16 protein-coding genes and 1 riboswitch are annotated in these 13,533 nt (G+C 37.8%); of the genes, 9 read left to right on the top strand and 7 right to left on the bottom strand.

Annotation, left to right across the window (positions count from 1 at the left end; genetic code table 11):
- The first annotated feature begins 8 nt into the window (after positions 1-8).
- From ACR42H_RS17225 to ACR42H_RS17190, 8 genes are all read left to right on the top strand, one after another.
- A complete protein-coding gene (locus tag ACR42H_RS17225; RefSeq protein ID WP_113881433.1) occupies positions 9-509 on the top strand; it encodes an RNA polymerase sigma factor in 501 nt (166 codons plus the stop codon).
- Positions 510-744: 235 nt separating this feature from the next.
- Complete coding sequence (locus ACR42H_RS17220) at positions 745-1,224, top strand: hypothetical protein (RefSeq protein ID WP_436372139.1); 480 nt, start codon at positions 745-747, stop codon at positions 1,222-1,224.
- Positions 1,225-2,030: 806 nt separating this feature from the next.
- Positions 2,031-2,387: a DUF805 domain-containing protein gene (locus ACR42H_RS17215; RefSeq protein WP_113881435.1), complete on the top strand. Its 357-nt coding sequence runs from the start codon at positions 2,031-2,033 to the stop codon at positions 2,385-2,387.
- Positions 2,388-2,490: 103 nt separating this feature from the next.
- Positions 2,491-3,036 carry a general stress protein gene (locus ACR42H_RS17210; RefSeq protein WP_436372137.1) on the top strand — a complete coding sequence of 182 codons (546 nt, stop codon included), beginning with the start codon at positions 2,491-2,493 and terminating at the stop codon, positions 3,034-3,036.
- Positions 3,037-3,126: 90 nt separating this feature from the next.
- Positions 3,127-3,960, top strand: a complete 834-nt coding sequence (locus ACR42H_RS17205; protein WP_436372136.1) for an aminoglycoside 6-adenylyltransferase — start codon at positions 3,127-3,129, stop codon at positions 3,958-3,960.
- Positions 3,961-3,996: 36 nt separating this feature from the next.
- Positions 3,997-4,350, top strand: a complete 354-nt coding sequence (locus ACR42H_RS17200; protein WP_436372134.1) for a VOC family protein — start codon at positions 3,997-3,999, stop codon at positions 4,348-4,350.
- A gap of 1,340 nt (positions 4,351-5,690) precedes the next feature.
- On the top strand, positions 5,691-6,236 hold the full coding sequence (locus tag ACR42H_RS17195; RefSeq protein ID WP_436372132.1) for a DUF1572 family protein: 546 nt from the start codon (positions 5,691-5,693) through the stop codon (positions 6,234-6,236).
- Positions 6,237-6,530: 294 nt separating this feature from the next.
- The gene (locus ACR42H_RS17190) at positions 6,531-7,346 is read left to right on the top strand and encodes a lipid II flippase Amj family protein (RefSeq protein WP_436372130.1); all 816 of its coding nucleotides are present in this window, start codon (positions 6,531-6,533) and stop codon (positions 7,344-7,346) included.
- A 50-nt stretch (positions 7,347-7,396) separates the two neighbouring features.
- Here ACR42H_RS17190 and ACR42H_RS17185 read toward each other — a convergent pair whose 3' ends face one another.
- The 7 genes from ACR42H_RS17185 to ACR42H_RS17155 form a co-directional block, all read right to left on the bottom strand.
- On the bottom strand, positions 7,397-8,002 hold the full coding sequence (locus ACR42H_RS17185; RefSeq protein ID WP_436372128.1) for a DedA family protein: 606 nt from the start codon (positions 8,000-8,002) through the stop codon (positions 7,397-7,399).
- 273 nt (positions 8,003-8,275) lie between these two features.
- Entirely contained in the window at positions 8,276-9,586 is a 1,311-nt protein-coding gene (locus tag ACR42H_RS17180; RefSeq protein ID WP_436372126.1) for a hemolysin family protein, read from the bottom strand.
- A gap of 136 nt (positions 9,587-9,722) precedes the next feature.
- Positions 9,723-10,103, bottom strand: a complete 381-nt coding sequence (locus ACR42H_RS17175; protein ID WP_113881443.1) for a MerR family transcriptional regulator — start codon at positions 10,101-10,103, stop codon at positions 9,723-9,725.
- A gap of 166 nt (positions 10,104-10,269) precedes the next feature.
- Positions 10,270-11,493, bottom strand: coding sequence for a dicarboxylate/amino acid:cation symporter (locus ACR42H_RS17170; RefSeq protein WP_113881444.1), 1,224 nt, complete (start codon positions 11,491-11,493; stop codon positions 10,270-10,272).
- A 148-nt stretch (positions 11,494-11,641) separates the two neighbouring features.
- Positions 11,642-11,786: riboswitch (cyclic di-AMP (ydaO/yuaA leader) on the bottom strand.
- A gap of 134 nt (positions 11,787-11,920) precedes the next feature.
- A complete protein-coding gene (locus tag ACR42H_RS17165; protein ID WP_113881445.1) occupies positions 11,921-12,106 on the bottom strand; it encodes a hypothetical protein in 186 nt (61 codons plus the stop codon).
- Between the two features lie 247 nt (positions 12,107-12,353).
- Positions 12,354-12,545, bottom strand: a complete 192-nt coding sequence (locus ACR42H_RS17160; protein ID WP_436372124.1) for a hypothetical protein — start codon at positions 12,543-12,545, stop codon at positions 12,354-12,356.
- A gap of 3 nt (positions 12,546-12,548) precedes the next feature.
- Positions 12,549-12,872, bottom strand: a complete 324-nt coding sequence (locus ACR42H_RS17155; RefSeq protein ID WP_436372122.1) for a hypothetical protein — start codon at positions 12,870-12,872, stop codon at positions 12,549-12,551.
- A 118-nt stretch (positions 12,873-12,990) separates the two neighbouring features.
- Between ACR42H_RS17155 and ACR42H_RS17150 the strand changes: the two genes are divergently transcribed.
- Positions 12,991-13,440: a GNAT family N-acetyltransferase gene (locus tag ACR42H_RS17150; protein ID WP_436372120.1), complete on the top strand. Its 450-nt coding sequence runs from the start codon at positions 12,991-12,993 to the stop codon at positions 13,438-13,440.
- The last annotated feature ends 93 nt before the right edge of the window (positions 13,441-13,533 follow it).

Below are 13,533 nucleotides of genomic sequence, written 5' to 3'. Positions count from 1 at the left end.
GATGAAGTATGGATATTACCGAGCTGTATACGTGTCATTATAAACGCCTTTATCATATTTGTTTCTCGATGACAAGAGACGCATATCTTGCGGAGGATATCGTTCAAGAAACTTTTATTAAAGCCATGAAGAAAGCGGAAACGATTATCGATGAAGAAAAAGCGGGGGCATGGCTCTCTGTCATTGCCCGAAGGACCGCTCTGGACGTTATTCGGAAAGAAAGGCGGAAGACTGCTGTGCCGATGGAGCAGGACATGCTGGAATGCCTCGGTATAGCTGCAAAACAGAATGTCGAGCAGGAAGTTGAATCCGGCTTTGCTGCTGAGGAAATCACGGGGGCGGTAAAGAAGCTGACAGGCAGCTATAGAGATATTCTTTTGCTGAAAATAGACCGGGGATTAAAGGAAAGAGAAATAGCCGCTATGCTTAATTTAAATCCTTCAACTGTAAAAACCAGAATCTTCAGGGCTCGAAAGCAGCTGAAAATGATGGTGCAATTAGGGGCATAGCAAAAATAAAGAGAGCAATTGGCCAATAAGATTGGGCTTTTGCTCTCTTTTAAATTTATCCTTTCCGGCATGGGCGGCGGAGCAGACTCCGTTCCAATGGACTTGTACTTCTTATCGATATTGGGGCGGTGTATTTATAGACGGGCAATATCAGGTCATTTGTATTCTCTGCTTTTGTATAGCAGACGTCCGAAATAGGGGATAATAATATAAACTTTCGAGAAAGAGATATAATATGGTTTTACTTATAGCTTCCATAATCGCCTTTAATATAGTTGCCTTCAAAATGAATAAAAAAATTACTCCCAGTCACGTTTTGCAAATCTGGACATTTACGATAGCTTTTCAGATGATATTTGATTTAATTGTTGAATTTAAACATCATTTTTATTGGTACTTTACTCCAGCTATTGAATGGGAAGGCTTGCTGCCGAGGTTATTTTTAATTCCGCCGGTGAACATTATTTTTTTGAATGGATACCCTTTTTCAAAAGGCATTCTTAAAAAAATGGTTTATCTGCTTTTCTTTGTTGCGGGAATTATCCTTTATGAAATGGCGGCTCTGCTTCCTGAACCATGGGGTTACTTTAACTATGGTAAATGGAAGATATGGTATTCGGTGATTGTTGACCCATTTCTGCTGCTTGCTCTCGTTTTATTTTATAAGTTGTTGATTTTATTAGAGGAGAAAAGTTTTTTACAAAAGAAGTATTAAAACAATAAAAGTCGGTTCATTGTATTTTAGTGGTTTCCTTATGATTCTTTGGCCGTTAATCTGATATAGGAACTTATTAGAAAGAAATTTTCTTCAGATGGGTTGTCATTGCTTTAGCTAATTTAAATACGGATGAAATGCTAAGTTTATATTTTCGGATTTATGAGCTAAACGCGGGGGAGGGCAGCTGGGAGCCCTTATCATCAACTGACTCTTGGAGCAACATTCGGGATATCTTTTTAAATTTCATCCCAGAAAGCTAGTGCTCTTTTAAATCAGCACGGTTCATTTTTTCACATCTTTTTGAAAAGGCTACAGTCAAGCGGAATTATACAAATTATTTCTCCTGGAAATGGTGGTATTCAGCCCCTATTAATGTAGTTTTTTAATTAGTGTGTGCTTTCATTTGCATTTTGTTAGGTCAAAATTAAAGCTTCCTGCTTATGCCGGAAGCTAATTCCTGTGTTGGAATCTGTTTGGGAGCCTATCTTTATGCCTGCCCATTCTGTTTTCGAACAATTTTTTTGCCTCGTACTTTATTGCACCTAGAAGTGTTCTTAGTATTTTCATGTTTATCACCACTATAAGAATATGCCGCAAAAAACATTCAGTGCCAGTCCGTGTATCTGCTAAGATGAGAAAAAAAGAAAAATAGACTCCTGTTTCAATGATAGGAGGCAGGAGTTTTTTATTTCATTTATGGGGGAATCCTTCAATTTTTAATAAAAAACATATTTTTCCCTGCTGAAAAAAGGATTTTACTATTGATATAATAGATGGGTGTGTACAGCGGAGGTGAAAACAGCATGAATGCATTTATTAATGTGTTTAAAGAATCATTTAATTTCAGCGGAAGATCCAGAAGAAGAGAATATTGGATGTTTATTTTGTTTACATTTGTCATTTCAATTATTTTAACTATTATTGAGATGATTTTGGGATGGGAGATTACAGAGGACATTGGAATCCTTACAACCCTCTTCTCTCTGATTATGTTAATTCCGAGTCTTTCTGTAACTGTCAGAAGGCTGCACGACACCGGGAAAAGCGGCTGGTGGATTTTAATCTCTTTGATTCCATTAATCGGAGGGATTATTATCCTCATCTTTACTTTAATGGACAGTGAACGTGGATCAAATAAATACGGGCCTAACCCTAAATAAAAAAATCTCCAGCCGTCACGGCTGGAATTTTTTTATGAAACTATTTTTGGGAAAATTCGTATTACTTTTAAGTGGTATCTTTACCCGGAAGTGAGGAATTTAGGTGAGGAATAGAGTATTGAAGAGACTTTCATATCTTTGTACCGGAGAAACGACGAGCCTCATAATGTTTGTTTTTATCAGTTATCTGGTGAATTATACATATCCTGATCTGCGTTTATATTCACTATTTTCTTTCTGGTCATCATTTCTGCTGCTGGAGTTTTTACTCCTTCAAGGCTCCATTTATTGGTATGTAAAATGGAAGCGGTTAAAAAGAGAAAATACATCTGCTGCACCGATCAGGCTGGTTAAGCAGTTATGGGCTATAAAAAAATGGAACATTGCCATGATAATCATTATTCCGGCTGCCTTCATAGCAGATTATTATATGTGGCATCCCTCAACACCTCAGGGACTGGGGATTGCCGCCTTTATCTATACCTTTGCCATCCTCGAATATGTTAACTATTTTCATATTCAGTTATCTTATGATAATCGCGCTGATATTAACAGCCTCAAGCAGTCAAAGCACTTTAAACAAGCTAGTTTGAGCAAGGATTTTAAAAGGCTGAAAAATAGTAAAACAGAAAGCAGGAATTTTCGGTAAGCTTACTGAACACATAACATGGAACTAGTAGAATGTGCAGAATAGGCAAAGTATTAATGAATAATGTATAAGGGAGTTGGCCAGATGTGAATGGGATTATATGTTAAATACAAAGGAAGAGATTCCGAACTTCCACGACATAGAGAAAGAATAATGCATTCTATTGAAAAGGATTTGATCCATGATCAAAATGTATTATCTGTATTTTATGGCGGTTCAATAGGAGAGAACAGTACGGATTTATTTTCAGACATTGATCTGCGGATTGTCGTGAATGATAAAGTATTTGAGGAATATAGGCTTAATAAAGAGGGCAGGGCGAAAAAATGGGGAAATGTATTATTCTTCGAAGATAATCCCCGTGCATCACATACTGTTGCACACTATACAAATTTTATTAAAGTAGATGCATTTTATTATCGTTCCCAGCAGCTCCAGCCATCTGTATGGCTTCAAAATATTAAGATCGTTCATGATACGGATGGAGTAATGATTTCTTTATCTGAAAATTCAAAATTCTTAACTTACCAGCCCGCTCTTGAGGAAGTAGAAAGCTGGAGAGATAAATTTTTTGCCTATGTACATGAGGTATACAGAAGAGTGAGCCGGGGGGAGATTTATTATGCTTTGCGCTGCCTGGACAATCTCAGGTTATCCATGATAACTGCATGGCATATGGAAGCAGGGCTCCAGCCAAATACCTTTGGAGACTGGGCCAGACTACAGGGAACAAGGAGCAAACTGGAAACCTGGCAGCTAAAACTTCTGGAGGAATGGTTCAGCAGCCCGGAACCCTCTGAAATTATGAAGGTGATGACAAGCATGTTCCCGGAATTTAAAAGAGTACATGCATGCCTATGTCAAAAGGTGGGGCTGGAAGAAAATAATAGTTTGGCGGAAAAGGTACTGGGAATGGTTAATTAAGACATAGCAGTTAATATATGAAAGCAGGCGATACCAATGGCGAAAGTAATCGGATTTGAATTAAACAGCCAGGATCCGGAAAAAGCAGCTGAGTTTTATTCCAATGTTTTCGGATGGGAGATTGAGGAACCGAATTGGGGATATTGGCAAGTTAAGACAGGAAATGACCAAAATCAAGCCGTAAATGCGGGCATCAGTAAAGGACCACACGATTACCCGCATGGAATCCGTATTCAGATAGAAGTGAAATCGATTGAAGAATCCATTTCATTGGCAAAGGAAAATGGGGCAATGGTGGTAAGGGACAAAATGGAATTTGATGATTTCTATCTTGCCTATCTGGTGGATCCGGTTGGGCTTGGGTATGGGCTTATTCAGAGAAAGGGATAAAAGGGGCGTCCTTCTTGCTTTCTATCATGGTAAAGGAGAACTCTCAGTTGGAATTAATGAATGAAAAAGTTACATTAAGCGAGTAAGATTTTCTGACACTAATCTTAGGGAGGATAAGACTTCCTATTTCTGTAACGTAGATGGCAGTAAAATAAAAAGCAGCAGCTTGAAAAATGTTGAAATTATCGATAGTAACATAAGCGGAAGATCAATGGTTTATCTGTGGAAGACTTATTCCAATCTTATGAGCAGGTAAATATCAAATAAAGGGCGCTGCTTCAGATGCTTCGTGAAGAATAACGATGAAAAAGACGAAGGTCAAAGGAAAATGGTCGTTAATCGAGAAGAATAACGACGAAAAAGACAAAGGTAGAAGGAAAATGGTCGTTAATCGAGATGAATAACGACGAAAAAGACAAAGTTTGAAGAAAAATGGTAGTTAATCGAGATGAATAACGACAAAAAAGACAAGGGTAGAAGGAAAATGGTCGTTAATCAAGAAGAATAACGACGAAAAAGACAAGGGTCGAGGGAAAATGGTCGTTAATCGAGATGAATAACGACAAAAAAGACAAGGGTAGAAGGAAAATGGTAGTTAATCGAGAAGAATAACGACGAAAAAGACAAAGGTAGAAGGAAAATGGTCGTTAATCGAGATGAATAACGACGAAAAAGACAAGGGTAGAAGGAAAATGGTCGTTAATCAAGAAGAATAACGACGAAAAAGAAGAGGGTCAAGGAAAATTGGTAGTTAATCGAGATGAATAACGACAAAAAAGACAAGGGTAGAAGGAAAATGGTCGTTAATCAAGAAGAATAACGACGAAAAAGGCAAGGGTAGAAGGAAAATGGTCGTTAATCAAGAAGAATAACGACGAAAAAGGCAATCGTCAAGGGAAAATGGTAGTTAATCAAGAAGAATAACGACGAAAAAGGCAATCGTCAAGGTAAAAAGGTAGTTAATCGAGATGAATAACGACAAAAAAGACAAGGGTAGAAGGAAAATGGTCGTTAATCAAGAAGAATAACGACGAAAAAGACAAGGGTCGAGGGAAAATGGTAGTTAATCGAGATGAATAACGACAAAAAAGACAAGGGTAGAAGGAAAATGGTAGTTAATCGAGAAGAATAACGACGAAAAAGACAAAGGTAGAAGGAAAATGGTCGTTAATCAAGAAGAATTACGACGAAAAATACAAAGGTTGAAGAAAAATGGTAGTTAATCAAGAAGAATAACGACGAAAAAGACAAGGTTAGAAGGAAAATGGTAGTTAATCCTGAGAATGCATCAAAACGATTTCACAGGTTTAGGTTCTAATGAGTAAAAAGGAGGCCATAACATGAGCTTAGGTGCAAATTATCTAATGATCGTAAAGAAAAGATTCCAGGCAGTGAAGGAATTAGCGGATATAACCATTCGGCGGCTTTCCAATGAGGAATTGAATTGGGCCTGCAATGAAGAGTCCAATAGTACAGCGGTAATTATCAGGCATATGAGCGGCAATATGGTTTCACGGTGGACCGATTTTTTGACATCAGATGGAGAAAAGCCTTATCGAAACAGAGATGAAGAGTTTTCAACAGCCTCAGCCTCAAAGGATGAACTAATATTGATTTGGGAAAAAGGGTGGAAGGTACTGTTTTCCTCTTTAGATAGTTTAAAAGAGCAGGATCTGCTTAAAAATATCGTAATTCGAGGCGAGAGCCATCTAGTAATGGATGCAATAGAAAGGCAGATGGCCCATTATTCTTACCATGTTGGACAGATTGTTTATATCGGCAAGTTAATAAAAAACGGGGAGTGGGAAAGCCTTAGTATTCCGAGAGGGAAATCTGAGGAATTTCTTAAGGAAATGCTCGACAAACACGATGCCGGAAAACAATAGGAAATGTATTATTTGCAATTGGGGATGGAAATCAATGAGTAAACTAAGAACATAGGGTGGCGGCAATATCATTTTAATTTCCCTTTATATGTTAATCAGCCAAAGCTATATTTGTATCCCCTTAAGTTCTTTTCTTTTATGCATGTTAATGCTGGTGATAGGCAGGGAAGAGATGAAGAAAGGAATAGGGGATATGGGTATAGGGATTATGCATCAGAATTTACCTTTTTCGTCGGGCTTCAAACATTATTAGCCTAATGGTATAATTAGGAAAAACCGAAAGAAGTGTTCTTTTTGGATCTAATGACGGGGAAAATCGTGTTTACTTCTTTATTTATTATCCTTATACATAGTATTGAAACACTGGCTTATGCAGTCCGATTATCGGGTGCCAGGGTCAAGCTGATAGCATCAGGGCTTTCTTTGTTCAGTACCATTGTCATTGTTTCTCGAATGGCAAACATGGGTCAGCAGCCTTTGCTTGGCAGTATTATTGATACTGCGCCTGAACAAAACTTTCTCGTTTTTGTGGAGAGTCAATTCAGGGTGTTAATAGGGGCATCCACAATAGGGACCATAATTGGAATTCTATTGCTACCAACGTTCATAGCCATTTTCTCAAGAGCGATAATCCGTCTTGCAGATGAGGAAGGGTCGGTTCCTTCATTAATGAAAATGGGGTTTAATTGGAAATCAGCTAAGAGAATGGTTAAACATTTTAAGATTCCGAGAATTTCCTATTTAAATGGGCTTAAACTAAGTGAAATTCCAAAACGGCTTTTTATTTTTAATATGTTTGTAACAGCCATATATACGATTGGAGTACTTGCGGCCCTATATGCTTCCTTGCTTACAACTGCTAGGTCAAATACGGCTGTTATGGCGTCAGGACTCATAAACGGTGTGGCAACGATCCTTCTATCGATTTTTGTGGACCCGAAAATTTCTGTTATGTCAGATAATGTTGTCCACGGTAAGGCTAAATATTCGAGTTTAAAAGGAATTTCCATTATGATGGTTACCTCCAGATTGATTGGAACAGTCCTTGCACAAATCATGTTTATACCTGGTGCGTATTACATCGCCTGGGCTTCAAAGTTTTTTGTATAAAAGACAAATAGAAAACGGCACTGTCCATCCAGTGCCGTTTCCATTTATATTTAAATGCTTTGACTTTTTTTACGCTTGTTTACATATTTGTAAGTGAACAAAATAATGATTGCTGCAATGATGATCAGGGCTAGAGGCAGGGCATAGCTATTAAAAATTTCCTCTGCTTCTTTGTAGTGAGGTCCCAGTTTATATCCCAAATAAACATAGAAGGCTGTTATTGGGAGCATTGCCAGGAATGTATAGATAGAGAACTTCCACACATTCATTTTGGCCATCCCGCATGGAATGGATATCGCTGTACGGACAACTGGCATAAAACGGGCGAAGAAAGCTACCCCTGCGCCATATTTTTCAAAAAACTTGTCCGAAGCATCAATCTGTTTTTGCGAAACCAAGAAATATTTTCCGTATTTTAAAACCATTGGACGGCCGCCATATCTACCCAATGCATATAACGTCAGCGGTCCAATTGTTCCTCCCACTGTACCTGCTAATACGACTAAATAATAATTAAAGTCTCCCTGGTAGACCCAAAAGCCTGCCAAAGGAAGAACCACTTCTGCCGGGATAAATTCAAAGCATAAGGAAAGCAAAATACCAAAGTAAGAAAACTGTTTTAAAAAATCAATAAAGCTGATGATAATTTCTGACATAGCCACACATCCTGTTGAATTAATAAGAAAAGCGCAAGCGCCTTGCTACCCCCAACAAGCACAAGTCGAGCCTCACGGAAAAACGTTCTTTGCCTTTTTGGGGATTGGCTTGTGACCTCGAGGGGGCAGGCTGCTTACGCTGGACAGTTCACGAAGTTCAAAGATATAAAACGTACATAAGTCAGTCTAACGGGTAAAAGTAAAACAATCAAGTATTTATATAGACATGCCAAAAAGAAACGGCAGCTGCCGAAATCGGAGCTGCCGTTTTTATTAGTCTAATAGGGGCTTGCTTTTAAAAACCTCCAGATAATGCAGCTGGTGTCCATCTTTTTCGTGGACTTTGAATGTGAATCCATCAGCTTCAATCTCTGTTCCTATCTCAGCTTCCATATGCTGTGTCAGGAACCAGCCCCCAATTGTATCAACGTCTTCATGCTCAAAATCTGTACCAAGCAGATTATTGACATCATCTATCAGAAGCTTGGAATCCAGAATATAATGGTTGTCATTTAGCTTTCTAATTTCAGGAATTTCATCTTCATCAAATTCATCACGGATTTCTCCGACAATTTCTTCGAGAATGTCTTCAACAGTCACCAATCCGGAAGTTCCGCCATATTCATCCATTAAAATGGCAATATGGATGCGTTCTTTTTGCATTTTTACAAGCAGGTCATGAATCGGGATGCTTTCAATTACATGGATCACTGGATTAATAAAGGAGTCAAGCTCAAGATTCTCCGGGGTGATCTTGTTTGTGAGACTGGCCGTCAGAAATTCTTTTACATTAATAAATCCGCGAATATTGTCTTTATCTCCATCTTCGACTGGATATCGTGTGTAATTTTCTGTCTGGATGGTATGCATAATATCTTCTATTGTGTCATCAGAAGCAAAGGTAATCATTTCAGTTCGAGGAACCATGATTTCTTTCGCAATTCTTTCATCAAATTCAAAGATATTGTTTACGTACTTCAACTCATTTTTATTGATTTCACCGCTTTTATAACTCTCCGATAAAAGAATTCTCAGTTCTTCTTCTGAATGGGCGATTTCATGCTCGGAAGCTGGTTTTAAACCAAATATGCCAACAAGTACACGAGCAGATCCATTTAAAAACCAAATAAAAGGGAACATCAAACGGTAGAACCAGATAATCGGTGCTGCAAACGCCAATGTAACTGCCTCTGCTTTTTGAATCGCAACGGTTTTCGGTGCAAGTTCACCTACAACCACATGCAGGAAGGTAACTAAAGCAAACGCAATACCAAAGGATAAAATATGGGTAACGGATTCGGCGATCTCAAATCTTGCAAATACCGGATGCAATAGCTTTTCAACCGTAGGCTCACCAAGCCAGCCCAGACCTAATGCGGTAATGGTAATCCCCAACTGACAGGCTGATAAATACTCATCAAGATGAGTGGCGACTCTCTTAGCTGCTATTGCCCTTTTATTTCCCTCAGCGATCAGCTGATCAATTCGGGAAACACGTACTTTTACAATCGCAAACTCAGTTGCTACAAAGAATGCGGTTAATGCTATTAATAGTGCTATCAGTAATAAATTTATGGTTGTCAACGAGCAGTCTTACAAAAAGTAAGACATACACCTCCTAAAAATGGGTATAATCCATTAATAAGTTCACTACTTAAATTGTGCCCAAATAGATATCCATAATGCTCCAAAAACCAAAAAATCGTTTTGGCACAAGATATCAGTTGAGTAATAAAAGCAATGACTGTATTAATGATAAGCTTTCGTGTGAAATATTCTTTTTAACATATTCATATTTTTCGGGATCAGCTTTTTTGAGCTGAGAAAGTGCTTTTGTCACATCTTCCTCCAGATCCTGAATTTTGAGCCTTAGTTCTAGAACATCTACTTCTTCAGAAAACCGGCTGATGACTTTTTTCTTTATTTCCTCCAGCGACAAACCCTCAGCTTTACATTTTTCAATAAAAGCAATACGTTCGATGGCGGAATAATCATAATAGCGATAATTTGAAGGGGAACGTTCTGCTTTTAACAGGCCAAGAGAAGTATAGTAATCAATCGTTCTCTTAGTAACCTTTGCTTTTTCAGCTAATTCTCCTATTCTTAACTTCTCAGTCCCATGAGGATTCCTCCAAACTGTTACGTGATGGTTATGAAACTAATTATACTAAAAATTAATAGAAAATCAATGAATTTGTATAGAGAAACAAGCAGGGTGGAATATATTACCAAAAAAATAGCACCGGATAACCGGTGCTATTTTACATTCAGGCTTTAACGGCCTCTTTCTTTGCTTCTGTTTCAGCGACAATCACTGCACATGCAGCATCACCAGTAATATTGACTGCTGTTCGCGTCATATCAAGCAGACGGTCAATACCAATGATTAATGCGATACCTTCTACAGGAAGATTAACCGAGTTAAGGACCATCGCAAGCATAATCAAACCGACACCAGGCACACCAGCTGTTCCAACGCTGGCAAGAACGGCAGTAAGGACCACTGTGATCAGTTGGGTGAGAGTTAAATCAACATTATATACTTGAGCAATAAAAATGGTGGCAACCCCCTGCATGATGGCTGTTCCGTCCATATTAATGGTTGCGCCGAGCGGCTGGACAAAGCTGCTGATGGATTCAGGAACTTTCAGGTTTTTTTGTGCTGTGCTCATGGAAATCGGCAGTGTTGCATTACTGCTTGATGTACTGAAAGCAACGCCCATGGCAGGTGCAAAGCCCTTAAAGAATGACAATGGATTTCTTTTGGCAATAAGTGCTATAGAGCCGCCATAAGTGACAATGGCATGAATAAGAAGTGCAAGAACTACGACGATCATATATAGCCCCATGGCTTTTATGGCATCAAGACCCTGGCTTCCTACTGCCGAAACAATAAGTCCAAATGTTCCATACGGTGCAAACCGCATAACCAGGTTAACAAGATACATCATGATGTCATTGCCTTGTTCAATTAGATTTAATATGCCTTTTGTTTTATTCCCAAGCATGGTTAATGCAAATCCTACAAAAATAGAAAAGGTGATAATCTGAAGCATGTTGCCTTCTGTGAAAGCTTTTACCGGATTGGTTGGAATAATATTTAATAGTGTCTCTGAGACAGGGGGAGCTTCTTTAGATTCGTACTCCGCGTTTGTTACGTCAAATTCACCAACGTTTCCTGGCTGGAAAATGGCTGCCAAACCAAGACCGATGACGATTGCAATGCTGGTCGTAACCAAGAAGAATAAGATTGTCTTAATCCCAATTCTTCCTAATTTCTTTGGGTCACCAAGACCGGCTGTACCAAGAGTGATGGAAAAGAAGACGATCGGAACAACCAGCATGTTGATGAGATTTAAAAAGATTTTTCCAAGCGGTGTAAATAAAAACTTGTCAAGCTCAGGGAAAATGCCAGGTGCAAATAAATTAATTAAAAGGCCTGTGATTCCACCTGCAATCAGAGCAAGAATAATTTTAGTAGATAATTTCATACACGTTCCTCCAATGAATGATGTAAAAAAATGTAAAATATAAACAAAAAATATTTTGCCTTTCCTATATTACCCCCAAAAAACATAAACCTAACTAAAAAAGGCAACAAAAAAACACAGAGGTAATAACCACTGTGCATTTATGCAGTGTTTCCCTCTCAACACGCTTACGAGGTTAGCTGACGGATTCGGGTCTTGAGAGTACCCTACCTGTAAAAGGATTCACCCCAAGTACTTTTATTAAAAAGTACAGTTGGTTCCCCCGCTCAATTAAGATTAAGCGAAAATTATTAATGTTTTTTTAATATATTAACAATAATCATAAAAGTTGTAAATCATACGATTTTCTTATCTATGATTACTAAGGTTACTATACTTCAAATAGTAATTTAATAGGAAAGGTCAATTTGACTTTTGAGCAATAAGATTAAAAGTTAAGCCAGCTAAAAAGAGGATGTCTTTTTTTGTCCTTCACTTTCAGTTCCTTCTTATTCAGCTTGTCTTCATGTTCGGCCAGCCACTCTTTTAACTCTTCTTTATCCTTGCATTGCGTATAATAAGTTTCGCCGTTTTTCCCAGTGGCACTCACAACATATCTGCATGTATTTCCCATAAAGCACCCTTTTCAAAGTAATTTCTTATAGAATTATAACAAGATTTATGACAATGTCCACCATTATTTTTTAGGATTATGGGTATCTTGGTTATGGGAAAATGGCTGATGAAAATATGCCTGAAAAAATCCAGCTAAGATTTCCGCTGGATTATTTTCGCCACTGATTTTATTCAATTGGTTCGGCAGGATTACTGATTATTGGGAACGTTTTTTCCTGTTGTCAATCCTTGGGGAATAACCTTTCTTATTTGCGCAAAACTTTAATAAAGCCCTCAAGGATATTGTGACTAACAGTAAACCCTTTGCGTGTATTAAATTCAAGGGTCTCTGAATTCCCATTTGACACATAGATAAAATAATCTTCAACATCTTTAAATTGGCTTAACCATTCCACCGACTTATTAAAAAAGACTGATTCCATATTGTCTGCAGCCATCTGTTATAAAGAATTGAGAAAAGCAGCCAACATTGTTTTTTTCGACTGAAGTTTGATCAAAAAAAGTGACGAAATCATTGAGTATGCTTCCTTAGGAGAGACATTGGAATAGACATTGCCTACGATTTCTTCATCGTCCGTAACGAGCACAATATAATTATGTATAGCGGATTTTACGGATGTAATCATTCTTGTTTCAAAATTCATGCTGTCAAAACGCTCAGGTGTGATATGTTCCTTAGATTTCTGAAAAGCCATCAGCCCATTGGATAAATCCCGGTAAGAGCTGATTTTGTCTTCTGTTATCACCTCATAATTTAAATTCATTCTATTCACCTCTTTAGTTATCATTTTAAATTGGAAGGTCTTCATTCGTCCAAAAAAGAGGGAAATTATCTTTGGTAGAGAATTTATTTTTAAAACTAATATAAAAAGAGGGACCATAATGATTAAGGAAATTAATATTAAAGATCGAAAAGCTGCTGAGCAGGTTCTAAGCGTACAGCTTCCCGCTTATAAAATAGAGGCTGAAATCATTGGATGTCCTGATTTACCGCCTTTGAAGGATACTGCTGATGCCTTGCGAATAACCGGGGAGACCTTCTTTGGGTATTTTATTGGTGAAAAATTATGCGGTGTGATTTCTTTTAAAGAAGAAAATAATGTTTTAGATATTCATAGACTGATTGTGCATCCTGAATATTTTAGAAAGGGAATAGCACAAAAGCTGCTGAACTTTATTGAACTGAGGCCGAAGATTGAAAAAATGATTGTCACAACAGGCTCTAAGAATACCCCTGCTGTCGCTTTTTATTTAAAGAATGGTTTTAAAGAGCTAAAGAAAATGGAAATAAATGAATCACTGACTATTACTGCATTTGAGAAATATTTATAAAATACTAAAAGGTTAAGCGGATTTTTCTTATGGAAGAACCGCTCTTTTTAACCGAAATATGGAAATTTGTGATATGTTTTTATAGAGTCCGCT

It is taken from the genome of Cytobacillus sp. BC1816 (assembly GCF_051353635.1).
Lineage (GTDB): Bacteria > Bacillota > Bacilli > Bacillales > Cytobacillaceae > Cytobacillus > Cytobacillus oceanisediminis_C.
This window is presented reverse-complemented; position numbering and strand designations above follow the sequence as displayed.